The 23,951-nt window shown below is 56.4% G+C and carries 22 protein-coding genes; 17 read left to right on the forward strand and 5 right to left on the reverse strand.

What is annotated here, in order from left to right; all coding sequences use genetic code 11:
* A partial coding sequence (ybiO, locus tag AK59_RS0107890) for a mechanosensitive channel protein (RefSeq protein WP_029882473.1) occupies positions 1-1,963 on the forward strand: 1,963 nt, incomplete at its 5' end.
* A 45-nt stretch (positions 1,964-2,008) separates the two neighbouring features.
* Here the strand turns inward: ybiO and rlmF are convergent.
* The gene (rlmF, locus tag AK59_RS0107895; protein WP_013097467.1) at positions 2,009-2,917 is read right to left on the reverse strand and encodes a 23S rRNA (adenine(1618)-N(6))-methyltransferase RlmF; all 909 of its coding nucleotides are present in this window, start codon (positions 2,915-2,917) and stop codon (positions 2,009-2,011) included.
* Between the two features lie 243 nt (positions 2,918-3,160).
* Here rlmF and mcbA point away from each other — a divergent pair, with 243 nt between their 5' ends.
* From mcbA to ybiJ, 3 genes are all read left to right on the forward strand, one after another.
* Positions 3,161-3,427, forward strand: coding sequence for a DUF1471 family periplasmic protein McbA (mcbA, locus tag AK59_RS0107905; RefSeq protein WP_013097469.1), 267 nt, complete (start codon positions 3,161-3,163; stop codon positions 3,425-3,427).
* A 117-nt stretch (positions 3,428-3,544) separates the two neighbouring features.
* Positions 3,545-3,811, forward strand: a complete 267-nt coding sequence (locus AK59_RS0107910) for a DksA/TraR family C4-type zinc finger protein (protein ID WP_029882475.1) — start codon at positions 3,545-3,547, stop codon at positions 3,809-3,811.
* 285 nt (positions 3,812-4,096) lie between these two features.
* Entirely contained in the window at positions 4,097-4,357 is a 261-nt protein-coding gene (gene ybiJ, locus AK59_RS0107915; protein WP_013097471.1) for a DUF1471 family protein YbiJ, read from the forward strand.
* 114 nt (positions 4,358-4,471) lie between these two features.
* On the opposite strand, the gene ybiB is transcribed toward ybiJ, so the two are convergent.
* A complete protein-coding gene (gene ybiB / locus AK59_RS0107920; RefSeq protein WP_029882476.1) occupies positions 4,472-5,434 on the reverse strand; it encodes a DNA-binding protein YbiB in 963 nt (320 codons plus the stop codon).
* Between the two features lie 225 nt (positions 5,435-5,659).
* On the opposite strand from ybiB, the gene AK59_RS0107925 reads away from it, so the two are divergent.
* The 5 genes from AK59_RS0107925 to AK59_RS0107945 all read left to right on the forward strand — a co-directional run bounded on the left by AK59_RS0107925 (position 5,660) and on the right by AK59_RS0107945 (position 11,014).
* A complete protein-coding gene (locus AK59_RS0107925) occupies positions 5,660-6,193 on the forward strand; it encodes a fimbrial protein (RefSeq protein ID WP_029882477.1) in 534 nt (177 codons plus the stop codon).
* A 61-nt stretch (positions 6,194-6,254) separates the two neighbouring features.
* Complete coding sequence (locus tag AK59_RS0107930) at positions 6,255-6,929, forward strand: fimbrial biogenesis chaperone (protein WP_029882478.1); 675 nt, start codon at positions 6,255-6,257, stop codon at positions 6,927-6,929.
* Positions 6,930-7,000: 71 nt separating this feature from the next.
* Positions 7,001-9,496 carry a fimbria/pilus outer membrane usher protein gene (locus tag AK59_RS0107935; RefSeq protein ID WP_050491978.1) on the forward strand — a complete coding sequence of 832 codons (2,496 nt, stop codon included), beginning with the start codon at positions 7,001-7,003 and terminating at the stop codon, positions 9,494-9,496.
* 23 nt (positions 9,497-9,519) lie between these two features.
* On the forward strand, positions 9,520-10,503 hold the full coding sequence (locus AK59_RS0107940) for a fimbrial protein (RefSeq protein ID WP_013097476.1): 984 nt from the start codon (positions 9,520-9,522) through the stop codon (positions 10,501-10,503).
* 10 nt (positions 10,504-10,513) lie between these two features.
* Positions 10,514-11,014 carry a fimbrial protein gene (locus AK59_RS0107945; RefSeq protein WP_029882480.1) on the forward strand — a complete coding sequence of 167 codons (501 nt, stop codon included), beginning with the start codon at positions 10,514-10,516 and terminating at the stop codon, positions 11,012-11,014.
* Here the strand turns inward: AK59_RS0107945 and dinG are convergent.
* Both dinG and rhlE read right to left on the reverse strand, forming a co-directional pair.
* Positions 11,001-13,178: an ATP-dependent DNA helicase DinG gene (gene dinG, locus AK59_RS0107950; RefSeq protein WP_029882481.1), complete on the reverse strand. Its 2,178-nt coding sequence runs from the start codon at positions 13,176-13,178 to the stop codon at positions 11,001-11,003. The genes AK59_RS0107945 and dinG overlap by 14 nt on opposite strands.
* Positions 13,179-13,275: 97 nt before the next feature.
* Positions 13,276-14,628 carry an ATP-dependent RNA helicase RhlE gene (rhlE, locus tag AK59_RS0107955; protein WP_029882482.1) on the reverse strand — a complete coding sequence of 451 codons (1,353 nt, stop codon included), beginning with the start codon at positions 14,626-14,628 and terminating at the stop codon, positions 13,276-13,278.
* A 205-nt stretch (positions 14,629-14,833) separates the two neighbouring features.
* On the opposite strand from rhlE, the gene cecR reads away from it, so the two are divergent.
* The 5 genes from cecR to AK59_RS0107980 are packed head-to-tail and all read left to right on the forward strand — an operon-like array spanning position 14,834 to position 20,474.
* Complete coding sequence (gene cecR, locus AK59_RS0107960; RefSeq protein WP_013097480.1) at positions 14,834-15,511, forward strand: transcriptional regulator CecR; 678 nt, start codon at positions 14,834-14,836, stop codon at positions 15,509-15,511.
* Positions 15,508-16,503 (forward strand): secretion protein HlyD, encoded by a 996-nt coding sequence (hlyD, locus tag AK59_RS0107965; protein WP_013097481.1) that lies wholly within the window; start codon positions 15,508-15,510, stop codon positions 16,501-16,503. Before cecR ends, hlyD begins: the two co-directional genes overlap by 4 nt.
* Complete coding sequence (locus AK59_RS0107970; RefSeq protein ID WP_013097482.1) at positions 16,496-18,235, forward strand: ATP-binding cassette domain-containing protein; 1,740 nt, start codon at positions 16,496-16,498, stop codon at positions 18,233-18,235. Before hlyD ends, AK59_RS0107970 begins: the two co-directional genes overlap by 8 nt.
* Complete coding sequence (locus tag AK59_RS0107975) at positions 18,225-19,358, forward strand: ABC transporter permease (protein WP_029882483.1); 1,134 nt, start codon at positions 18,225-18,227, stop codon at positions 19,356-19,358. Before AK59_RS0107970 ends, AK59_RS0107975 begins: the two co-directional genes overlap by 11 nt.
* A gap of 9 nt (positions 19,359-19,367) precedes the next feature.
* Positions 19,368-20,474, forward strand: a complete 1,107-nt coding sequence (locus tag AK59_RS0107980; RefSeq protein ID WP_014831156.1) for an ABC transporter permease — start codon at positions 19,368-19,370, stop codon at positions 20,472-20,474.
* Here the strand turns inward: AK59_RS0107980 and AK59_RS0107985 are convergent.
* On the reverse strand, positions 20,436-20,846 hold the full coding sequence (locus AK59_RS0107985) for a YbhQ family protein (protein ID WP_014831155.1): 411 nt from the start codon (positions 20,844-20,846) through the stop codon (positions 20,436-20,438). The two genes, AK59_RS0107980 and AK59_RS0107985, sit on opposite strands and share 39 nt — an antisense overlap.
* Before the next feature lie 133 nt (positions 20,847-20,979).
* Here AK59_RS0107985 and AK59_RS0107990 point away from each other — a divergent pair, with 133 nt between their 5' ends.
* Genes AK59_RS0107990 through AK59_RS0108000 form a run of 3 tightly spaced genes read left to right on the forward strand, consistent with a single transcriptional unit; the run spans position 20,980 to position 23,938 of the window.
* Positions 20,980-21,741: an endonuclease/exonuclease/phosphatase family protein gene (locus AK59_RS0107990; RefSeq protein WP_020684984.1), complete on the forward strand. Its 762-nt coding sequence runs from the start codon at positions 20,980-20,982 to the stop codon at positions 21,739-21,741.
* Entirely contained in the window at positions 21,738-22,976 is a 1,239-nt protein-coding gene (clsB, locus tag AK59_RS0107995) for a cardiolipin synthase ClsB (RefSeq protein WP_020684983.1), read from the forward strand. The genes AK59_RS0107990 and clsB overlap by 4 nt, the downstream gene beginning before the upstream one ends.
* Entirely contained in the window at positions 22,976-23,938 is a 963-nt protein-coding gene (locus tag AK59_RS0108000; protein WP_029882484.1) for a lysylphosphatidylglycerol synthase domain-containing protein, read from the forward strand. The genes clsB and AK59_RS0108000 overlap by 1 nt, the downstream gene beginning before the upstream one ends.
* Positions 23,939-23,951: the final 13 nt, after the last annotated feature.

The following is a 23,951-nucleotide window of genomic DNA, read 5'->3' on the forward strand; positions in this document are numbered from 1 at the left end:
CCCCCCCCCGCCGGTAGAAGAGAAAAAAACGGTGCTGAAAAATGTGACTGAGGTTAGCCGCCACTATGCCGATGCCCTCTCCTCGCGCTTTGCCCAGCTCTATCGCAACCTGATGGGCTCTTCGCACAAGCCCTTTAACCCCCGGACGTTTACCGCGGCTGCCACGCAATTTTTACTGCTGGCGGCCGCCGTCTTCATTTTTTACTGGCTGGTGCGCCTGTGTGCGTGGCCCCTGTACCGAAAAATGGGGCAATGGGGTCGCAAGAAGAATCAGCAGAAAAGCAGCTGGTTGCATCTGCCGCTGATGATCGCCGCCGCGTTTATCATTGATTTACTGCTGCTGGCGCTGACGTTGTTTACAGGGCAATTGCTGGCCGACAGGCTGAATACCGGCAACAAAACTATCGCCTTCCAGCAGGCGCTGTTTCTGAATGCCTTCGCCGTAATTGAGTTCTTTAAGGCGCTGCTGCGGCTGATATTTTGCCCACGCGTGCCAGATCTTCGCCCTTTCACTATTCGGGATAGCAGCGCCAGATACTGGGCGCTGCGTCTGAGCGTGCTCAGCGGGTTGATTGGTTATGGTCTGCTGGTGGCCGTGCCAATTATCTCCAACCAGGTGAACGTCCAGTCTGGTGCGCTGGCGAATGTGCTGATTATGATCTGCATTACCGTCTGGGCGCTCTATCTCATCTTCCATAACAAAAAGACGATCACCGAGAGCTTGCTGCACCTGGCTGACCGTTCCCTTTCGTTCTTTAGCCTCTTTATTCGCGCTTTTGCCCTGGTGTGGCACTGGCTGGCCAGCGCTTACTTCATTGTGCTGTGCTTCTTCTCGCTGTTCGATCCCGGCAACAGCCTGAAATTTATGATGGGTGCCACGTTTAAAAGCCTGGCCATTATTGGCGTCGCGGCCTTTGTTTCCGGTCTGCTCTCTCGCTGGCTATCGAAAACCATTACCTTGTCTGCGCAGGTTCAGCGCAATTACCCGGAGCTGCAAAAACGGGTGAACGGCTGGCTTTCGGTTTCACTGAAGGTGGCGCGCATTCTCACCGTCTGTGTGGCGATTATGCTGCTGCTCAATGCCTGGGGACTGTTCGATTTCTGGAACTGGCTGCACAACGGCGCGGGGGAAAAGACCGTTGATATTTTAATTCGTATCGCGCTGATCCTGTTCTTCTCTGCCGTAGGCTGGACGCTGCTGGCCAGCCTGATTGAGAACCGCCTGGTCTCTGACATTCACGGCAGGCCGCTGCCAAGCGCGCGTGCCCGCACCTTGCTCACCCTGTTCCGCAACGCGCTGGCGGTTATCATCAGTACCATCACGATTATGATTGTGCTTTCGGAAATCGGCGTGAATATCGCGCCACTGCTGGCCGGTGCGGGTGCGCTGGGTCTGGCTATCTCCTTCGGCTCGCAGACGCTGGTGAAGGACATCATCACCGGTATCTTTATTCAGTTTGAAAACGGCATGAACACCGGGGATCTGGTGACCATCGGGCCGCTGACCGGCACCGTTGAGCGAATGTCGATTCGATCCGTCGGCGTGCGCCAGGACACCGGGGCGTACCACATTATTCCGTGGTCATCGATTACCACCTTCGCCAACTTCGTCCGGGGTATTGGCTCGGTGGTGGCAAATTACGATGTCGATCGTCATGAAGATGCCGATAAAGCCAAACAGGCGCTGCGGGATGCGGTAGATGAGATGATGGCCATGGAGGATGTTCGCGGCCTGGTGATTGGCGAGCCGTCGTTTGCCGGTATTGTCGGGCTGACCAACACCGCCTTTACCCTGCGCGTGTCGTTCACTACCCAGCCGCTCAAACAGTGGACGGTACGTTTTGCCCTCGACAGCATGGTGAAAAAACACTTTGATCTGGCGGATGTGCGTATGCCGGTGCAGACGTATCAGGTGCTGCCGCCGCCCGCCTCGCCGCTCCCGCCGCAGGAGCCGACGCTGTAACCGAGCCGGGTGGCGGCTTCGCCTTACCCGGCTTACGACGGCATGCTATTTGCGACGTTTGTTATCGTCCATAAACGTCCAGGCAATAAAGCGGCTCTGTTTTTGTCCCTGCGCCATCTCTTTTTTCACCACCTTCACGGCACCGGCTTCGGTCAGCGCGCGGTAGAGCGGCGGCAGGTTATCGCCGCGCGAAACCAGGGTGGTAAACCATTTCACCTGACGGGCAAACTGTTTACTTTCCGCGATCATGCGCAGGATAAACGCCACCTCGCCCCCTTCGCACCACAGCTCCTGCTGCTGGCCGCCGAAGTTGAGCGCGCCATCTTCAGCCTGCCCCAGATTGCGACGCTTACGTTCGCTCCCGGCCCGGGCGGCAGCCGCTGAATCATGGAATGGCGGGTTGCAGAGGGTGGCGTCGTAGTGCTCGTTCTTGTGGATAATGCCGTTGAAAATAGAGGCGGCATCTTTCTGACGGCGTAAGCGAATAGACCGACTTAAGCCAGGATTGGCATTAATGATCGCCTGCGCGCTGGCAAACGCCTCAGCGCCAATTTCGCTCCCGGTAAAGCGCCAGTGATATTCATGCACGCCGATGAGCGGATAAATCAGGTTCGCGCCGGTCCCAATATCCAGAACCGTGGCCTGCTGAGGAATAACGCCGCCACGATCGTCAGCCAGCAGATCGGCAAGATAGTGGAGATAGTCGGCACGCCCCGGCACGGGCGGGCAGAGAAAGCCTTCCGGGATATCCCAGTGCGTAACGCCGTAAAAATGCGCCAGCAGGGCTTTATTCAGCATTTTTACCGCCTGCGGGTCGGCAAAGTTGACCGAAGGCTCACCTGCTGGGGTCTGCACGATGTAGTCCTGCAGCGGAGGGCAACTCTGGCATAACGCCTTCATGTCATAGCGGCTGCGGTGGCGATTTCGCGGGTGTAATCCCGGCTTGGAAGTCATGGCATTCTCCTTTAAACAGCGGCGTAAGATACCCTGTGCGGGAGCAACGGTAAATATCTCTCTGCTGTGCGCAAAAAAACACCATAAATCAGTGACCTTTATGTCGCTGATCTGTCAGCGAATTGTCAATTTATATCGTTCAAAAAATAAGCAGATCATCATCAAATTTTTGCGCTAAATCACACTCGTCAGGCTTCTAAACTTAAAGGGAATCACCTGTTGTTTCCCCCTGAGGATGTGATTATGAAAAAATACCTGACTCTTGTTGTTATCGCTGGCGCGCTGGCGAGTGCGTCATTTTCTGCCATGGCCGTTCAGTCACTGACCGAAAGTACCGATACCAGCCAGCTGCGCCCTGCAGGCACCGTCTCGGTAAGTCGTGCAAGTAACCTTGACGATCTGCAAAACAAGCTGGCCGAAAAAGCGCGCGAAGAAGGTGCGAAAGGCTTCGTGGTGAATTCCGCCGGCGGCGATAACCATATGTATGGCACAGCAACCATCTATAAATAAGTTCCCCTTCCGAGAGCCACTGCATCTGGCTGACAGATGCAGTTCTCACCCCCCGTCTTGACTGTACGTTTTTTGACCCCATATGAATAAGATACACACCGAACGTGAGGATAAGCCATGGCTTCCGGATGGGCGAATGATGACGCCGTTAACGAACAGATCAACAGTACTATTGAAGATGCCGTTGCCCGTGCTCGCGGTGAAATTCCGCGCGGGGAAAGTTTAACGGAATGCGAAGAGTGCGGAGAAACGATTCCGGAAGCGCGCCGTAAAGCCATGCCCGGCGTACGGTTATGCGTCTCCTGCCAGCAGAATAAAGATTCAAAAAACCAATCACATTCAGGATATAATCGCAGAGGATCGAAAGACAGCCAGTTACGTTGACTTTCCTTTACCGAAGTTCACCGCGCAAGCGATTTCCTTTACGCTCACGATTTTTTAACAGGCGCGTAGCAAAATGTGCCATGAATCATGCGTCTGTAAACCGGAGCGACAAGAACTGTAAATTGCCCTTCTGAATTTATTAATATTCAATAAGTTATTTGTCATTCAATTTTTTTGAGCAACCACGTCAATTCTCTTCGATTTTATCTGCCGAAAAAAAACGTGATACTTATCACATCGACGGAACATCGTCCCCTTAACAGAAAAACCTGCGAGAGATTAATTATGAAAACCATCAAATATGCTGTTGCTGCTGTTGCCCTGTCCGCTCTGTCTTTTGGCGCTTTCGCTGTAGAGCCCGTTTCTTCTGCTCAGGCACAGAACATGAATAAAGTAGGTGTGGTGAGTGCTGATGGCGCAACTACGCTGGACGGTCTGGAAGCCAAACTGGCTGAGAAAGCGGCAGCGGCCGGTGCAAGCGGATACACCATCACCTCCGCTAACGGCAATAACAAGCTGAGCGGTACCGCGGTTATCTACAAATAATCGACTGAATTAATGCTCCACCCTCACCATACCCTCTGGTGAGCTGCTCCAACCCTCATTGACCCTGTTGTTACCCTTGCTTGCCCGTCCGCCACTGGACGGGCTTTTTTTTGCCTAAAACGCCTGTTCCACACGGGCCAACCCCGCCTGGACAGACTCCACTTCCCCGGTTGCCAGCAGGCAGCAGGCCATCTGCAGCTTAAGGGCGTGCGGAACAGGGACATTACCAGCCAGGCACTGCTCAATCCAGTGCGCGGTCGTGTGCGGATCTTTTGCCTCCGGCAACACCACATCCACATTCTCTTCACCCCGCTCCAGCACGGGTCGCGTGCCGGCGGCATCAATCAGCACCAGCTGCGGGCAGCGCTGCGGATTGGCATAAACTTCCCCTTCGGTGCCGTGCATCAGCAGCGCCCTGCCGCCGATATCTTCAAAGAACTTGCCCACCCGCGTGACATACTCCGGGTGCGATACGCTGGAGAGGCGCAGGGCATCCGCTTCACCAAACGGCGTCGCCAGTTTCGCCAGGGTGTGCGCACTGTTGCGCACGCCCATGCGCCAGCGCATATCCAGCTGTTTTTCCAGCGGTGGACAGAGCGCCTTAACCGGAATAAAGACCGGCTGATGACCATCCAGCTTTGCCTGTGCCTGTCCGGCGTGCAGGGTCGGCTCGATACCTAACATGCCGAAAATGGTCTCCGTCAGGACGCGAGTCGGATCTTCGCTAACGCCATGAACAACCACCGGGAACCCGAGCTTATGCAGCAGAATAGCCAGCAGTGGCGTCAGATTCGCCTGTTTGCGCGCGCCGTTGTAGGTAGGGATGACAATCGGCATCGGTCTGGCTACCGGTGGCGTTAAGCGCAGCGTTTGCGCCTGCATCGCGTCATAGAAACCGCGCATCTCCGCTTCGCCTTCACCTTTAATGCGTAGCGCAATCAGGATACCGCCCATCTCCAGATCGGGCACGTCGCCGTTAAGCATATGGGTGTACAGCGCACGGGCCGTTTCCTGATCCAGGTCGCGGGCATGGTTTTTCCCCCGCCCTACCTCTTTGATAATTTTACGATAGTCCACGACATCTCTCCTTGCGGCTCTTTGCAGATACTATAGCCCTGATAAATGCCTGGCGGGTAATCATTTTCCTTTCTCTCCCGACACCCGAACAAACGCCCTTCGAGAGTAAAAATGGTCTGAAGATAAATTGAACGAAAAATAGTTCTCAGCGATAGTTCATGCCGAATTAATCAGCCACGTGATGATTAATACCTGAAGTGCCATACTTTCATTCAGAGGATTTAAATGAAAAAAATGATTATTGCGGGGATCGCCGCCGGGATGGCGTGTGCTTCCGTTTCTGTATTTGCGTCCAGTGGTGAAGGTCAAATTAATTTCACAGGTGAGATTATTGATTCTGCATGTACTGTGGTAAACGGTTTAAGCAATCCGCTTAATGTTTCATTAGGTAAGGTGTCTAAATCTGCATTTACCGGAAGTGGTTCGACGACCTCGACAACCCGCTTTAGTATTCAGTTAAAAGATTGTCCTGAAACGGTTACCAGCGCCTCGGTGACATTCGGCGGGACGCCTGACAGTAACAACAAAGATATTCTTGCTGTGACATCAGGAACCGGTTCGGCGTCAGGAGTGGGTGTTCAGTTGCTGGATAAAACAGAAAATCCACTGAGTTTATATACGGCCTCTGCTGCATATACGCTCACGCCTGGTACCACAACAAACGATCTGCAGTTTGGTGCACGTTATATCCAGACCGGAGGAACGGTGTCTGCCGGACTGGCGAATGCCGCTTCTACCTTCACTATCGTTTACAACTAATAAAACAGATATTAGCTACCCCAGTGGCTAATATCTGTTATTGCTTTATTACGGTGTCACTATGCGAAAATATCTTCTGGCCTCCTCTTTTTTATTTATTGCTTCCGTTGCCCATGCGGGTATTACCATTGGCGGCACACGCGTGGTCTACCCAGAAAGTAAAAAAGAATCCTCTATTGGGATCACCAACCCGGACAATCTCGATTATCTGGTGCAGTCATGGGTCGAAACGGAAGATAACGCACGTGAGAAAGCGCCGTTCCTGATCACGCCACCGCTGTTTCGCCTTGATGCGAAGCAAGAGAATGTTCTGCGCATCATCAGAACCGGGGGAAACTTACCTGCCGATCGCGAATCGCTGTTCTGGTTGAATATTAAATCCATCCCCTCTTCTGCGCGTAATGAGAGCGTGAATACGCTGCAGATTGCGATTAAAACCCGCATTAAGCTGCTTTATCGCCCGTCAGGTATTACCGGAAAACCGGAAGATGTTGCCACGCAATTATCCTGGCACACCCGGGGAAACCAGCTGATTGTCGAAAACCCCACACCGTTTTATATGAATTTCCAGGAAATAACGCTCGACGGTAAAAAAGTCGATAAAGCCACCTATGCTGGCCCAAAAAGTGAAGCCCATTTCGCGACACCAGGAAATATTACAGCACACACCGTGAGCTGGAAAATCATCAATGATTACGGCGGTATTAGCCAGTCCTATAGCGCACAGATTAAATAACGTCTGGAATAGCAAAAATTATTATGAGCTGGGACTACTCCACCGAACCACCCAAACAGCACGGACGCTCAATGCTTATTGCATTGGGCTGCACGCTGTTGGGTGTGTGCGTGCAAAAAGTTCTGGCTGATGATTATTTCAACCCGGCGCTACTGGATATTGATAACCCAGGTCAGGGTAAAACCGACCTCAGTATTTATGAGATTGGTCCCGGTCAGGCTCCCGGTAAATATCACGTTGACGTTTACGTCAACAATAATAAAGTGGCAAGCAAAGAGATTGAGTTCACGCTGAAGAAAGACGCCAGCGGTAAATCAACCTTGCAGCCGTGCCTTAGCGCTGCCCAGTTAAAAAGCTTCGGTATTAATACCGAAAAATTCGGGCAGGACGATAAGGCGCAGTGCATTGACCTGAGCGTGATCCCCTCCGCCAGCGCAACGTTTCATGTTAATCCGCAGCAGCTGCTGTTAAGTATTCCTCAAACCGCGATTACCCAGGTACCGCGTGATTACGTCGACCCGCAGGAGTATGACGAGGGAATTAACGCCCTGCTGCTCAATTACAGCTTCACCGCCGGGAACAACCGCGGCAAAGGTGAAAACGGTAGCGATCAGCGCAGCGAGTTTCTTAACCTGCGTCCGGGTCTTAACCTCGGGGCGTGGCGTTTTCGTAACTACTCCACCTGGAGCAAAACCAGCGGTGACGGTGACGCAGAGAGCCAGTTTTCTTCGGTCTATACCTACGCCCAGCGCGATATTATCGCCCTTGGCGGGAACGTCATATTCGGCCAAAGCTCTTCCCCTTCCGATGTGTTTGACAGCATCTCTTACACCGGGGCGCAGATCGCCTCGGATGACGACATGCTCCCGGACAGCATGAAGGGCTTTGCGCCGGTGATACGCGGTACGGCGCACAGTAACGCCCAGGTTATCGTTCGCCAGAATGGTTACGTCATTTACCAGAACTATGTCGCTCCCGGCGCGTTCGAGATCAACGATCTCTACCCCACCGGCGGAAGCGGCGATTTGAACGTCACCGTGAAAGAGACGGACGGCAGCGAACAGCATTTTGTGGTGCCTTATGCGTCGGTGCCGGTGTTGCAGCGTGAAGGCCGCTTTAAATACAGCCTCACCGCGGGGCGCTATCGCAGCTATGACAACGACGTCGAAAAAACTCCGTTTATGCAGGGTACGGCAATCTACGGCTTGCCTTACGGCTTTACGGTCTACGGCGGCGTGCAGGCAAGCCAGTATTACGATGCGCTGGCGCTGGGGGTCGGCAAGAATATCGGCGATCTCGGGGCCTTTTCGGTGGATGTCACCGACGCCAAATCAGAGATGCAGGATCAGGCCCCCACTCGCGGGCGCTCCTGGCGCATCCGCTACAGCAAAGATTTCGCCACCACCGGTACCCATTTTTCCATTGCGGGCTATCGCTATAACAGCAAGGGGTTCTACACCCTGCAGGACACGCTGGATTCCCATACCCGTAATGACGACTGGGAAACGCCGGACACGCGCCGCAGCCGCGAGGAGGCGACTGTCGACCAGTCCCTGGGCGGGGCGTTTGGTTCCCTGACGTTAAGCCTGGTCAAAGAGAACTACTGGAATTCAAGCCAGGGGATGACCTCACTGAACCTCGGCTACAACAACTCCTGGCACGGGATCAGCTACGGTCTCAGTTACGGACTGGATAAAAACACGCGTGACAGCGGGGATGACAATATTGAGAAAACCAGCGAGCAGACGATTGCATTTAACGTCTCCGTTCCGCTCGATCGCTGGCTCAGCAACACCTGGGTGAACTACAACCTGAACAGCACGAAGCACGAAACAACCCAAAGCGTGGGTCTGAACGGCACGGCGCTGGCCGGTAATAACCTCAGTTGGGGGGTTCAGCAGGGCCATAGTCAGAGCAGTGGTGACAGCACCAGTCTGAATGCCGATTATAAAGGCACCTACGGCGAAGTGAGCGCCGGGTATTCCCAGGATAACCAGCAACAACAGCTCAATGTCGGTCTTCAGGGCAGCATAATCGCCCATGCGCATGGCATCACCCTTGGTCAGCCGATGGGTGAGACCGCTGCGCTGATCGAAGCGCCGGGCGCAGACGACACCAACGTCACCAATCAGACAGGCATTAACACCGATTTTCGCGGCTATGCCATTGTGCCGTACGTTTCGCCATACCGTCACAACACCCTCGCGCTGAACACCGAAACCTTGCCGGAAAATGCCGATATCGACCAGGCCGCCAAAACGGTGACCCCAACGCGCGGCGCCATCGCGCGAGCACATTATGAAACCCACGTAGGCAGTCGGGTGTTGATGACACTAAAACGCGCGGATGGTCGCCCGATCCCCTTTGGCGCAACGGCATCTCAGGCCCATCAGGACGGTGAATTTATCGTAGGCGACGGCGGGCAGGTGTACCTCACCGGTATGCACGAGTCAGGTACGGTTAACGTCAGCTGGGGGAAAACCACCGACAGCCATTGCAAGGCAACTTATCACCTGCCCACCAAAGCCGACGGCCCTGTTCTTAACGTTACGGCGCAGTGTGTATGACCCTTCCCGAGGAAAAAATGAACATGTGTAGATATGTCTTCGCACTGCTGGTTTTACTCACGAGCGCGTGTCTGGTGCCGCATGCCCAGGCGGCAACCTCCTGTGACAGCGCCGATCTGCCTTATACCCTTGATGCGGGCACGCTTTCTGTACCCACTACACTCGATATTGGCGGCGTCATCCCGGGTTCGGCAAAGACCCATACCGTTAACGGCAGCTGTACCGGCACGATGACGAATCACACCCTTATTTCCTGCTATTACGGAACGGGAACGGAAGTGCCTGGCATGCCGGGCGTGTACACCACCAATGTTGACGGCATCGGCATTGAGCTTCTGAACAGCAGCGGGCAGATCGTTCGCGGCAAAGGGTACTCATGCGATACAACCGCCACGCCCATTGGGACGGTCAGCAGCGACAGCGGACAAACATTTTCTTTCAGCTACACCCAGCGGTTAATCAAAACGGCATCACATATCGGTAGCGGTACCCTTTCGCTCGCGCAGGATCCCTATGGGTTCGGGGTTTTTAACTCTGTGGGGATTTCTGGTGCACGTAATACCAGCCACTATTCCGCCACGGTCAGCGAAAGAACGGCGACCTGTTCTATTGATCCGTTAAATCTGACGGTGACCCTCGGCAATTTCCCGGTGTCGCAATTTACCCACGTGGGCAGCTATACGGCCTGGAAGTATTTCAACATCACCGCCACCTGTACCGAAGAGGTCAATCTTACGGCCTCGGTAACCAGTGCAAATGGCATCAACAGCCAGTATGCAGATGTCCTGAACCTGACGCCCGGCAGCGACAGCGCCACGGGCGTAGGGGTGAGAATGCTGCTTGACGGTGTCGATCTTAAATACGACTACCCAATCCCGGTGGGTGGAAGAGCCGAACCAGGCGTTCCGGATGTGATCCCCTTCGCGGTGCAGTATTACCAGACGGATGCCAGCGTCACAGCGGGGAAAGCCAATACGATTGCCACCATCGATCTTGAATACCAGTAACGGAGCGAAGATGAAAACGTTATCCCTGTTGCTCGCTCTGACGAGCCTCTCTGTGGGCGCGACCGACGTCACGCTCAATATCGAAGGGAATATTTACGACACCACCTGCCAGGTAGACAGCGCCAGCCAGAACATGGTGGTGGATCTGGGACAGGCCGTCGCCAGTGATTTTAAGGATATCGGCGACACCGGCCCGTGGAAAAACTTCGATTTAAAGCTCACCAATTGTCCGCCCACCCTGACGGTTGCCACCATTAACGTTGATGGGCCGCGCGATACGGACCACCCGTTTAAATTCGCCAATAGTGGCACCGCCAAAGGGGTGGCATTAGAGCTGGCCGACCGTCTGGATTACATCGTGCTTGCCCCCGAAGCCCGCTTTAGCGTGGTGATTGACGCTGGTACCCACACCGCCGATTTTCCCATGGCGGCACGCTATTACGCTACCGCCCTGCCTGTGACGGCAGGTACCTTCAACAGCGTTGTTCAGGCCACCTTTACTTACCAGTAGGACCGCGCCCCTTAGCACGGATGCTTTTCCGACGCCCGGCAGTCTGTTTTGCCGGGCGTTTTTTTATTTCAGGCACCTCCGGCTGTTCTATCGGGAACACCGGCAGGGCATTCAGCAGGCGCTGACCATAGTTTTTGGTGAGCAGACGCTTGTCGTAGATCACCACTTCGCCCCAGCAGCCGTGGCTACGAATCAGACGACCCACCTGCTGAATCAGGTTAAACGACGCCGCCGGAAGACTTTGTACCTCAAACGGATAGCGGTTGAGGCTTTTCAGCCATTCTCCTTCGGTGATCACCACCGGGCTGTCGATGGGCGGGAAGGCGATTTTATGAATATGCACCTGGGTCAGATAGTCGCCCTTCAGATCCAGACCTTCCGCAAAAGACTGTAACCCCACCAGCACGCTGCGCTCGCCGTTATCGATGCGCTGGCGGTGGAGCTCTACCAGCCGGTAGCGCGGCTGATCGCCCTGCACCAGCAGCAGTAAACGCAGATCGGTAACATGTTCCAGAAAGCGCTGCATGGCGCGTCCGCTGGCAAACAGCACCAGCATGCCGGGGTATTTTTTACTCTCCAGCTGTTCGCGGAAATAGGCGGCCATTTCGGCAATATGCTGCTCTTCGTTATCGATAAGCGGCTCGTAGCGCATGCGCGGGATCACCAGCTTGCCCTGCTCGCAGTGGTTAAACGGCGAGTCCAGCGCCACGAAACGGTCCCCCGCTTTTTCTTTCAGGCCGCTCATCTCCTGCAGCCGCGAGAAGCTGTTCAGGGAACGCAAGGTCGCTGACGTTACCACCACGTGCGGCACGCTGCGCCAGATCAGCTTTTCCAGCTGATCGGCCACGCGGATGCCCACGCAGTGGAAAAAGAGGTGCACCTGCCCGTCTCTCACTTCGCGGGTGGCCCATTTGGTCACCGGCGCGCCGGACGCCTGCGCCATAGAGGCCAGCCGCCAGAGTTTGCTTTGCGCTTCAAACATGCCCAGCGCACGGTTCATTTGCAGCAGAATACGGTGCAAACGCACCACGTCATGGGTGCCGGTCTTTTCACTGAGATCGTTTAAGAACATCTCTGCCAGGCCGCGCAGCTTTTCCAGATGCTTCGCCAGCTGCTGGCAAATCTCCATCACCTCGTCCGGCAACTCCCCCATGGCAAAACGGTGCTCTGCCTCCTGAGTCGCCGGGAGATACAGATTCAGAATGTTGTTCAGGGATGCGATAAGGCCGTAGACCTCTTCACAGTGTTCACTCAGACGCTCGGGCACCGCCAGCGGCGGCGTGGTTTTGGGACGGAACTGCTCCATGCAGGTGGCCACCAGCTTGCAGAACAGATCGAGCTGCAGGCGGAACCACGGGGCCGTGATTTCAGCACTCATCTCCAGCGCATCCCGGGCTACGTCAGGCAAATGGTGGCCTTCATCAAGCACCAGCAGCAGGTTTTTCGGCTCCGGCAGCACCGCCTCGCTCTCCAGCGCCGCCATCACCAGCGCATGATTGGCGACCACCACTTCCGCTTCCTGGATCTCCCGCCGGGCGACAAAAAACGGGCACTCGCGGTAGTAGTGACAATTACGGTTGAGGCAACTGGCTTTATCGGTGCTGAGCCTGCGCCATAAATCATCGCCGATGGCCTGGCTGGTGTGATCGCGCAAACCGTCCCACCTGTAGCTGTCGAGATCGGCTTTCAGCTTCGCACACTGTTCCTGCTCCGCCTTGTTGTTTGGCGTCAGTTCGTCATCAAGAAACGCCAGCAGATCCTGCTGGGTGGGCTCACTGCTGGCGAGCGCCGCCAGGTTACGCGGGCAGACATAACGTCCGCGGCCAAAGGCGGCGGTAAAACGCAGCTCGGGGATAATTTTGCGCAGCAGCGGCAGGTCTTTGCTGAAGATCTGATCCTGTAGCGCCACGTTAGCGGTGCTGACCACCAGCGTCTTTTGTTCTTCCCGCGCAATAGCGATGCCCGGGATTAAATAAGAGAGGGTTTTACCGACCCCGGTTGGCGCTTCAATCGCCAGATGTCGCCCGTCATCACCGGCGAGCGTTTTTGCCACATCGGCAATCATCTGCCGCTGTGGTGCCCGGGGGATAAAGTCGGGGATCTGCTGCTGGAGTGCCTTATACCAGGCACCAATCTGCGCTTTCAGCGCCGCGGTTAAAGCCATCGGAAAACCTGAAATACTGTATAAACAGCCACTATTGTGGCACTTTATTTTCGTCGCCGCAAAAAGAAAAGCCCGGCTTTACGGCCGGGCTTCCAGATTACTGTGGGTTAGCCGGTTTACGCGGACGGCGACGGCGCTGCCCTTCTCCTGCCGGTTTCCCTTCGCCGTCGCGGCGAGGCGGTTTATTGCCCGACTTCGGCGCGCCGCCTTCGGCACGGCGTGACTGCTGCTGACCACGGCCGCCGCCCTGACCGCGTCCACCGCCGCCACGCTGCTGGCGACCATTCTGAATTGGCTCCGCTTTGATGGACGGATCCACTTCGTACCCCGGCGTTTCAATACGCGGGATCTCTTTCTTCAGCAGACGTTCGATATCGCGCAGCAGTTTGTGTTCATCCACGCAGACCAGCGAGAGCGCTTCGCCAGTGGCCGCCGCACGACCGGTACGGCCGATACGGTGAACATAGTCTTCCGGCACGTTTGGCAGCTCGTAGTTCACCACGTGCGGCAGCTCTTCAATGTCCAGACCACGGGCAGCGATGTCGGTGGCCACCAGCACGCGGATATCACCGGATTTAAAGTCCGCCAGCGCACGGGTACGCGCCCCCTGGCTCTTGTTACCGTGGATAGCCGCACTGCGAATACCGTCTTTGTTCAGCTGTTCCGCCAGGTGGTTTGCACCGTGCTTGGTACGGGTAAAGACCAGCACCTGCTGCCAGTTACCCTGACCAATCATCTGGGAGAGCAGTTCCCGCTTACGCTTTTTATCAACGAAGTGCACGTGCTGGGTCACCTGCTCAGAGGCGGTGTTGCGGCGCGCCACTTCAACTTCCAGCGGGTTATGCAGCAGCTTTTCAGCCAGCGCTTTGATCTCGTCGGAGAAGGTCGCGGAGAACAGCAGGTTCTGACGGCGCGGCGGGAGCTTAGCCAGCACGCGGCGAATATCGTGGATAAAGCCCATGTCGAGCATGCGGTCGGCTTCGTCCAGCACCAGAATTTCGACGTTATCAAGCTTCACGGCGTTCTGATGTTCCAGATCCAGCAGACGGCCCGGCGTTGCCACCAGCACGTCCACGCCGCCGCGCAGTTTCATCATCTGTGGGTTAATGCTCACACCGCCGAAAACCACCATCGAACGAATGTTGAGATAGCGGCTGTAATCACGCACGTTCTCGCCAATCTGCGCCGCCAGCTCGCGGGTTGGGGTGAGGATCAGCGCACGAACCGGGCGACGCCCCTTCGCGTGCGGCTGATTTTTTACCAGCAGCTCTAACAGTGGCAGGGTGAAGCCTGCGGTTTTACCGGTCCCGGTCTGGGCACTGGCCATCAGGTCACGGCCCTGCAGAACGGCAGGGATCGCCTGCTGCTGGATTGGGGTTGGCTCAACGTAGCCCTGCTCTGCGATCGCGCGCAGAATTTCCGGGTTCAGGCCAAGGGAATCAAAAGACATAAAAACTCCGAACCGCCCCGACCATCACAGGTGTAGTTTTCAGGGAGATATAACAATTAGGAGGACAAAAACCACAATGTCGCGAAGGGGCGGAGTGTAGCAGCTTTTGTGACGTGGCGCATAAAATATCCCTCCACCTTCCCTCGACGATTTCGCTAATCAGGCATAATCTTAATCAATCGATTGATTAATTTTTAATGCCGCTATGAATACAACCCCGACAACCTCTAAAGGCGAACAGGCCAAAAGCCAGCTTATTGCTGCCGCGCTGGCGCAGTTTGGTGAGTATGGCTTACACGCCACCACCCGGGATATCGCGGCGCAGGCCGGGCAAAACATTGCGGCTATCCCCTACTATTTTGGCTCAAAAGAGGATTTATACCTCGCCTGTGCCCAGTGGATCGCCGATTTTATTGGCACGCAGTTTCACCCGCACGTGGAGGAAGCCACCGCGCTGCTCAGCCAGCCGTCGCCCGATCGTGACGCTATCCGCCAGCTGATCCTCAACGCCTGCCACAACATGATCCGCCTGCTGACGCACGACGACACGCTGAACCTGAGTCGATTTATCTCCCGTGAACAGCTCTTCCCCACTGCCGCCTACCAGCTGGTGCATGACCAGGTGATTGCCCCGATGCACACGCACCTGACCCGGCTGATCGCGGCCTATACCGGGCAAGACGCCAACGATACCGCTACGATTTTGCATACCCACGCCCTGCTGGGTGAGATTCTGGCCTTCCGTCTGGGGCGAGAAACGATTCTGTTACGCACCGGCTGGACACAATTTGATGAGGATAAAGCCGCGCAGATTAGCCAGGTTATCACCTGTCATCTGGATCTGATCCTGCAAGGCTTAACGCAAAGGAGCCTGAAGTCATGAAAAAACCTGTCGCCATCATTCTGGTGGTTGTTGTTTTGCTTGCCGCAGGCGTCGGTGGCTGGCTGTGGTATCAAAGCCATCAGGATCGCGGCCTGACGCTGTACGGTAACGTTGATATTCGCACCGTGAACATGAGCTTCCGCGTCGGGGGGCGGCTGGCGTCGCTTAACGTGGATGAGGGCGACACCATCAAAACCGGGCAGACGCTGGGGATGCTTGATAAAGCGCCCTACGAGAACGCGCTGATGCAGGCAAAAGCCGGGGTTTCCGTCGCCCAGGCGCAATATGATCTGATGCTGGCCGGTTATCGTGACGAAGAGATTGCCCAGGCTGCTGCCGCAGTCAAACAGGCGCAGGCGGCCTATGACTATGCGCAGAATTTCTATGCCCGCCAGCAGGGGCTGTGGAAAAGCCGCACTATTTCGGCCAACGATCTGGAAAACGCCCGTTCATCACGCGATCAGGCTCAGGCAACGCTGAAATCCGCACAGGACAAACTGAGTCAGTACCACACCGGTAACCGCCCGCAGGATATCGCCCAGGCCAAAGCCAGCCTTGAACAGGCGCAGGCCCAGCTGGCCCAGGCGGAACTCGATCTGCACGACACCACGCTGGTGGCACCGTCTGATGGCACGCTGATGACCCGCGCCGTGGAGCCCGGCAGCATGCTCAACGCCGGAAGCACCGTTTTAACCCTGTCGCTCACCCGTCCGGTATGGGTGCGCGCCTACATTGATGAACCAAACCTCGGCCAGATGCAGCCGGGTCGCGAACTATTGCTCTATACCGACGGCCGTCCCGATAAGCCGTATCACGGCAAAGTGGGCTTTGTTTCACCCACCGCTGAGTTCACGCCAAAAACGGTGGAAACGCCGGATCTGCGTACCGACCTGGTGTATCGCCTGCGCATTATCGTCACCGATGCGGACGACGCGCTGCGCCAGGGCATGCCAGTCACCGTAAAAGTGAACAGCGGGGAACGACATGAATGACGCGGTTATCCGGCTCGACAATCTGGTCAAACGCTTCGCGGGCATGGAAAAACCGGCCGTCGCGCCGCTGAACTGTACCATCCAGAAAGGCTATGTGACCGGGCTGGTTGGCCCGGACGGCGCAGGCAAAACCACGTTGATGCGGATGCTGGCAGGCCTGCTTAAGCCCGATGAAGGGGCGGCCAGCGTGCTCGGACTCGATCCGATTAAAGATGACGGTGCACTCCACGCCATGCTCGGCTATATGCCGCAGAAGTTTGGTCTCTATGAAGACCTGACGGTGATGGAAAACCTTAATCTGTACGCCGATCTGCGCAGCGTGACCGGTGAAACCCGTCAGCAGACTTTCGCCCGTCTGCTGTCCTTCACCTCCCTCGGTCCCTTCACCGATCGTCTGGCGGGCAAGCTCTCCGGCGGGATGAAGCAAAAGCTGGGGCTGGCCTGTACGCTGGTCGGCGAGCCGAAAGTGCTGCTGCTGGATGAGCCCGGCGTGGGCGTGGACCCCATTTCACGCCGCGAACTGTGGCAGATGGTGCACGAGCTGGCCGGTGACGGAATGCTGATCCTCTGGAGCACCTCCTATCTGGATGAAGCCGAGCAGTGTCGCGATGTGCTGCTGATGAACGAAGGCGAGCTGCTTTATCAGGGAGAACCGACGAAGCTGACCCAAAGCATGGCCGGACGCAGTTTCCTGATGCACAGCCCGCAGGAGTCGAACCGCAAACTGCTGCAACGGGTGCTGAAACTGCCCCAGGTCAGCGACGGGATGATTCAGGGCCGTTCGGTGCGCGTGATCCTGACCAAAGAGGCGACCGAAGCGGATATTCGTCACGCGCCGGGCATGCCTGACATTGAGATGGAAGAGACGGCTCCCCGCTTTGAGGACGCGTTTATCGATCTGCTGGGCGGAGCGGGTACTTCGGAATCGCCGCTCGGGGCGATCCTGCACACGGTGGAAGGTACGCCGGGTGAGACGGTGATCGAAGCCAAATCCCTGACCAAAAAATTCGGTGATTTCGCCGCCACCGATAACGTCAATTTCGCGGTGAAGCGCGGTGAAATTTTTGGCCTGCTCGGGCCAAACGGCGCGGGGAAATCCACCACCTTTAAGATGATGTGTGGCCTGCTGGTGCCTACGTCCGGCAAAGCGCTGGTACTGGATATGGATTTGAAAGTCAGCTCCGGCAAGGCGCGTCAGCATCTGGGGTATATGGCGCAGAAGTTCTCGCTGTACGGCAACCTGACGGTCGAGCAGAACCTGCGCTTTTTCTCCGGCGTTTACGGCCTGCGAGGGCGCGCCCAGGACGAGAAAATCCACCGCATGAGCGAGGCGTTTGGCCTGACAGCTATCGCTTCCCACGCCACGGATGAGTTACCCCTGGGCTTCAAACAGCGGCTGGCGCTGGCCTGCTCGCTGATGCACGAGCCCGATATTCTGTTTCTGGATGAACCCACGTCAGGCGTTGATCCCCTCACCCGCCGCGAGTTCTGGCTGCACATCAACAGCATGGTGGAGAAAGGGGTGACGGTGATGGTAACCACCCACTTTATGGACGAAGCGGAGTATTGCGATCGCATCGGGCTGGTCTATCGCGGCAAGCTGATTGCCCACGGCACGCCGGATGACCTGAAAGCCCAGGCCGCAGACGACGAGGTGCCGGACCCGACCATGGAGCAGGCGTTTATCACCCTCATCCACGACTGGGATAAGGAGAATGCCGATGCGCAATAACGCGATTTCCTGGCGCCGGGTGCGCGCGCTGTGCATCAAAGAGACGCGTCAGATCGTGCGTGACCCCAGCAGCTGGCTGATTGCGGTGGTTATCCCGCTTCTGCTGCTGTTTATCTTCGGCTATGGGATCAACCTCGACTCCAGCAAGCTGCGGGTCGGGATATTACTGGAGCAGCAGAGCGAAGAGGCGCTGGATTTCACCCACGCCATGACCGGCTCGCCCTACATTGACGCCACCATCAGCGACAACCGGCAAGCGCTTATTCAGAAGATGCAGGCCGGGAAAATCCGCGGTCTGGTGGTGATCCCGGTCGATTTTGCCGCCAACATGGCGCGGGCAAATACCGCTGCGCCGCTCCAGGTGATCACTGACGGCAGCGAGCCGAATACCGCCAACTTTGTCCAGGGCTACGTAGAGGGGATCTGGCAGCTCTGGCAGATGCAGCGCGCCGAAGACCGGGGCGAAACGTTCGAACCGCTGATCGACGTACAGATGCGCTACTGGTTTAACCCTGCCGCCATCAGCCAGCATTTTATTATCCCGGGTGCGGTCACCATCATTATGACGGTGATTGGCGCAATCCTGACCTCGCTGGTGATTGCCCGCGAGTGGGAGCGCGGCACCATGGAGGCGCTGCTTTCAACCGAAGTGACGCGCCTTGAGCTGCTGCTGTGTAAGCTTATCCCCTACTACTTCCTCGGCATGCTGGCGATGCTGCTCTGTATGCTGGTCTCGGTGTTTATCCTCGGGGTGCCGTACCGCGGCTCGCTGGTGCTGCTCTTTTTCATCACCAGCCTGTTCCTGCTGAGCACGTTGGGCATGGGGCTGCTCATCTCCACCGTCACCCGCAACCAGTTTAACGCCGCGCAGGTGGCGCTGAACGCCGCCTTTTTACCGTCGATTATGCTGTCCGGGTTTATCTTCCAGATAGACAGCATGCCCGCGGTGATCCGTGCCGTGACCTACATAATTCCGGCGCGCTATTTCGTCAGCACGCTGCAAAGCCTGTTCCTGGCGGGGAATATTCCGGTAGTGCTGATTATCAATACCCTGTTTTTGCTGGCGTCGGCGGCGATGTTTATTGGGCTGACGTGGATGAAAACCAAACGGCGTCTGGATTAAGGAGCGAACATGTTTCACCGTTTATGGACGTTAATACGCAAAGAGCTGCAATCGCTGCTGCGCGAGCCGCAAACCCGCGCCATTCTGGTGTTGCCGGTGCTGATCCAGGTGTTTCTGTTCCCTTTTGCCGCCACGCTTGAGGTAACCAACGCCACCATCGCGATTTACAACGAAGACAACGGTAAACATTCCGTCGAGCTGACCCAGCGCTTTGCCCGGGCGAAGGCCTTCACCCATATCCTGCTGCTGAAAAGCCCACAGGCGATCCAGCCCACCATCGATACCCAGAAAGCGCTGCTGCTGGTGCGTTTTCCGGCTGATTTTTCCCGCAATCTGGACACCTTCCAGCCCGCGCCCATGCAGTTGATCCTCGACGGGCGTAACTCCAACAGCGCGCAGATTGCCGCGAATTATCTGCAACAGGTGGTGAAGGATTATCAGCAGGAGTTGATGGAGGGGAAACCGAAGCCCAACAACAGCGAGCTGGTGGTACGTAACTGGTACAACCCAAACCTGGACTACAAATGGTTTGTGGTGCCGTCGCTGATCGCCATGATCACCACCATTGGGGTGATGATCGTCACCTCCCTGTCCGTCGCCCGCGAACGCGAGCAAGGTACGCTCGATCAGCTGCTGGTCTCCCCGCTGGCGACCTGGCAAATCTTCGTCGGTAAAGCGGTTCCCGCCCTGATTGTTGCCACGTTCCAGGCCACCATCGTGCTGGGCGTGGGGATCTGGGCCTACCAGATCCCGTTCGCCGGGTCGCTGGCGCTGTTCTACTTCACGATGGTGATCTACGGGCTGTCGCTGGTCGGGTTTGGCCTGCTGATTTCCGCGCTCTGCTCCACGCAGCAGCAGGCGTTTATTGGCGTGTTTGTCTTTATGATGCCGGCCATCCTGCTCTCCGGGTATGTTTCGCCGGTTGAGAATATGCCGGTGTGGTTACAGGATCTGACGTGGATAAACCCGATTCGTCACTTTACGGATATCACCAAGCAAATTTATCTGAAGGATGCGAGTCTGGATATTATCTGGGGAAGTTTGTGGCCGCTACTGGTCATAGCGGCCACGACGGGGTCAGTGGCGTACGCGATGTTTAGACGCAACATTGCGTAGCTTTTTCTCTTTGGCCAGCAAAGAGACCACCGCAGGCCCTGCAAGAATGGCCAGACCGGCCAGCGCCAGCAGCAGGTTGTTTTGCAGCACGCGGGACAGCAGCCACAGCACAATCATTGCGGCACCAAAGTACCAGGTGGTGGTGAGCTCTTCGAGCACATCACCCACCTCGCGCCAACGCGCTTCATGATGGCGCTGCAGGAACAACATCGACAGCACGGTGACGCCATAGAGGACGCATAGTCCTAAGCCAACACGCACCAGCGTGCCGCTCATCCAGCCCATCACCAGTACGGCCACGACCAGTAAATGCAACATTATCTGCCAGCAACTTAGACCCGTTGCGACACGAACACGTTGTTGCCACTTCATGGCTTCTCTCCTGAAGGATTTTTCTCTGCTTAATCAGACTACCGCACTTTACGGAAAATTCCGTAACACCGCATCTTTTTGTGACGACGACTACACTTTATTTTCATTGGGATAGTCACTCAGGAAGGAGCTTATGACCAAAAAAATGCAGCATTTCTCGCTTAAAGTGCTGACGATAAACATTCATAAAGGCTTCACAGCATTTAATCGCCGCTTCATTTTACCGGAGCTGCGCGACGCGGTTCGCACCGTCAGCGCGGACATTGTCTGCCTGCAGGAAGTGATGGGCGCGCACGAGGTCCATCCGATGCACTTCGAAAACTGGCCCGACACGCCCCACTACGAATTTCTGGCCGACACCATGTGGAGTGATTACGCTTACGGCCGCAATGCGGTCTATCCTGAAGGACATCACGGAAATGCGGTGTTGTCGCGTTATCCCATTGAACATTACGAGAACCGGGACGTCTCCGTCGGCGAAAGCGAAAAGCGTGGGCTGCTGTATTGCCGTATCGCCCCGCCGGATCTCGATTTTCCGGTGCACGTTGGCTGTGTGCATCTCGGTCTGCGGGAAGCGCATCGCCAGGCACAGCTGCAGATGCTGGCTGACTGGACTAACGCCCTGCCCGAAGGAGAGCCGGTGGTGATTGCCGGAGATTTCAACGACTGGCGGCAGCGGGCTAACCACCCTCTGAAAGTGGAGGCCGGGCTGGAGGAAATTTTCACCCGCGCGCACGGCAGACCTGCGCGCACGTTTCCGGTGCGCTTCCCGCTGCTGAGGCTTGACCGCATTTATGTGAAAAACGCCCATGCCAGCAGCCCGACCGCGCTGGCGTTGCTTAACTGGCGCCACCTTTCCGACCATGCCCCGCTGAGCGCGGAGATCCACTTATGAAATGTACCTGGCAGGAAGGCAACCGGATCACGCTGCTGGTCAACGGGGACGAATATTACCCCGCCGTTTTTGATGCGATAGACCACGCGCAGCATAAAGTGATCCTCGAGACCTTTATCTGGTTTGAAGATGATGTGGGCAAACAGTTGCACAGCGTGCTGCTGCGCGCCGCCCAGCGCGGCGTCAAAATTGAAGCGCTGCTGGATGGCTATGGCTCGCCCGATCTTAGCGATGCGTTCGTGAATGAGCTCACTGCCGCAGGCGTTGTGTTCCGCTACTACGATCCCGGCCCTCGCCTGTTCGGCATGCGTACCAATCTCTTTCGCCGGATGCACCGCAAAATCGTTGTCGTTGATGAGACGGTGGCGTTTGTCGGTGGCATTAACTACTCCGCCGAGCATATGTCTGACTACGGCCCGGAGGCCAAGCAGGATTACGCCATCCGCATCGAAGGGCCTGTGGTTCAGGACATTTTGCTGTTTGAACTGGAAAACTTACCCGGCAAAGAGGCCGCCCGACGCTGGTGGAAGCGCCGCCATCGTCCGGAAGAGAACCGGAAGCCCGGCGAAGCGCAGGCGCTGTTCGTCTGGCGGGATAATGGCGAGCACCGGGACGATATTGAGCGCCACTACCTGAAAATGCTGGCGAATGCCAAACGCGAAGTGATCATCGCCAACGCCTACTTCTTCCCGGGCTACCGGCTGCTGCACGCCATGCGCAGTGCTGCCCGACGCGGCGTCCGCGTGAAGCTGATTGTGCAGGGCGAGCCGGATATGCCCATCGTCAAAGTCGGCGCGCGGCTGCTCTATAACTACCTGCTCAAAGGCGGAGTGCAAATCTACGAATACCGTCGCCGACCGCTGCACGGCAAAGTCGCGCTGATGGACGATCACTGGGCGACCGTCGGCTCCAGTAACCTCGATCCGCTGAGCCTGTCGCTTAACCTGGAAGCGAACCTGATCATTCACGATCGTCAGTTTAACCAGACCCTGCGGGATAACCTGCAGGGTCTGATCGTCAACGACTGCGTGCGCGTGGACGAGTCCATGGTGCCAAAACGCACCTGGTGGAATCTGGGGATCAGCGTAGTGGTGTTCCACTTCCTGCGCCATTTCCCGGCGATGGTGGGCTGGCTGCCGGCGCATACCCCAAAACTTGCGCTGGTGGATCCGCCTGTTCAACCCGAAATGGAAACCCAGGACCGCATTGAGGCGGAAGATGGAGGGAAAACCTGATGTCTAAATCGCATCCACGCTGGCGAATGGCGAAAAAGATCCTGACCTGGCTGTTTTTTATTGCCGTTGCGGTGCTGCTGGTGGTTTACGCGCAAAAGGTTGACTGGGAAGAGGTGTGGAAAGTCATCCGCAACTACAACCGGGTGGTGCTGCTGGGAGCGGTTGGGCTGGTGATTGTCAGCTATCTGATGTACGGCTGCTATGACCTGCTGGGTCGCGCCTACTGCGGCCACAAGCTGGCAAAACGCCAGGTCATGCTGGTGTCGTTTATCTGCTACGCCTTTAACCTGACGCTCAGCACCTGGGTCGGGGGGATTGGCATGCGCTATCGCCTGTACTCGCGCCTGGGACTGCCCGGTGGGACCATCACGCGTATATTTTCGCTGAGCATTACCACCAACTGGCTGGGTTATATTCTGCTGGGTGGGGTGATCTTTACCATCGGCGTGGTGCAGTTGCCCGCACACTGGTATATCGATGAAGCCACGCTGCGGATTTTGGGTTTCGCGCTCCTGCTCATTATCGCCCTGTATCTCTGGGCCTGCGCCTTTGCCAGACGCCGCCATATGACCATCAAAGGGCAAAAGCTGGTTTTACCCTCATGGAAATTTGCCGTGCTGCAGATGGCGGTCTCCAGCGCCAACTGGATGGCGATGGGGGCAATTATCTGGCTGCTCATTGGCGAAGATGTGAATTATTTCTTCGTGCTGGGGGTGCTGCTGGTGAGCAGTATTGCCGGGGTGATCGTACATATTCCGGCCGGGATTGGGGTGCTGGAAGCGGTATTTATCGCCCTGCTTGCCGGAGAACATGTTTCTCATGGGACGATTATCGCCGCCCTGCTCGCCTACCGCATGCTCTATTACTTCCTGCCGCTGGCGCTGGCAACGGTCTGTTATCTGGTGCTTGAGAGCCGGGCGAAGAAGCTGAGAGCGAAGAACGAGAAGGCGATGGCAAAATAGGCGCAGCGGTCTG

It is taken from the genome of Enterobacter sp. T1-1 (assembly GCF_000710795.1).
Classification (GTDB): Bacteria; Pseudomonadota; Gammaproteobacteria; order Enterobacterales; family Enterobacteriaceae; genus Enterobacter; species Enterobacter cloacae.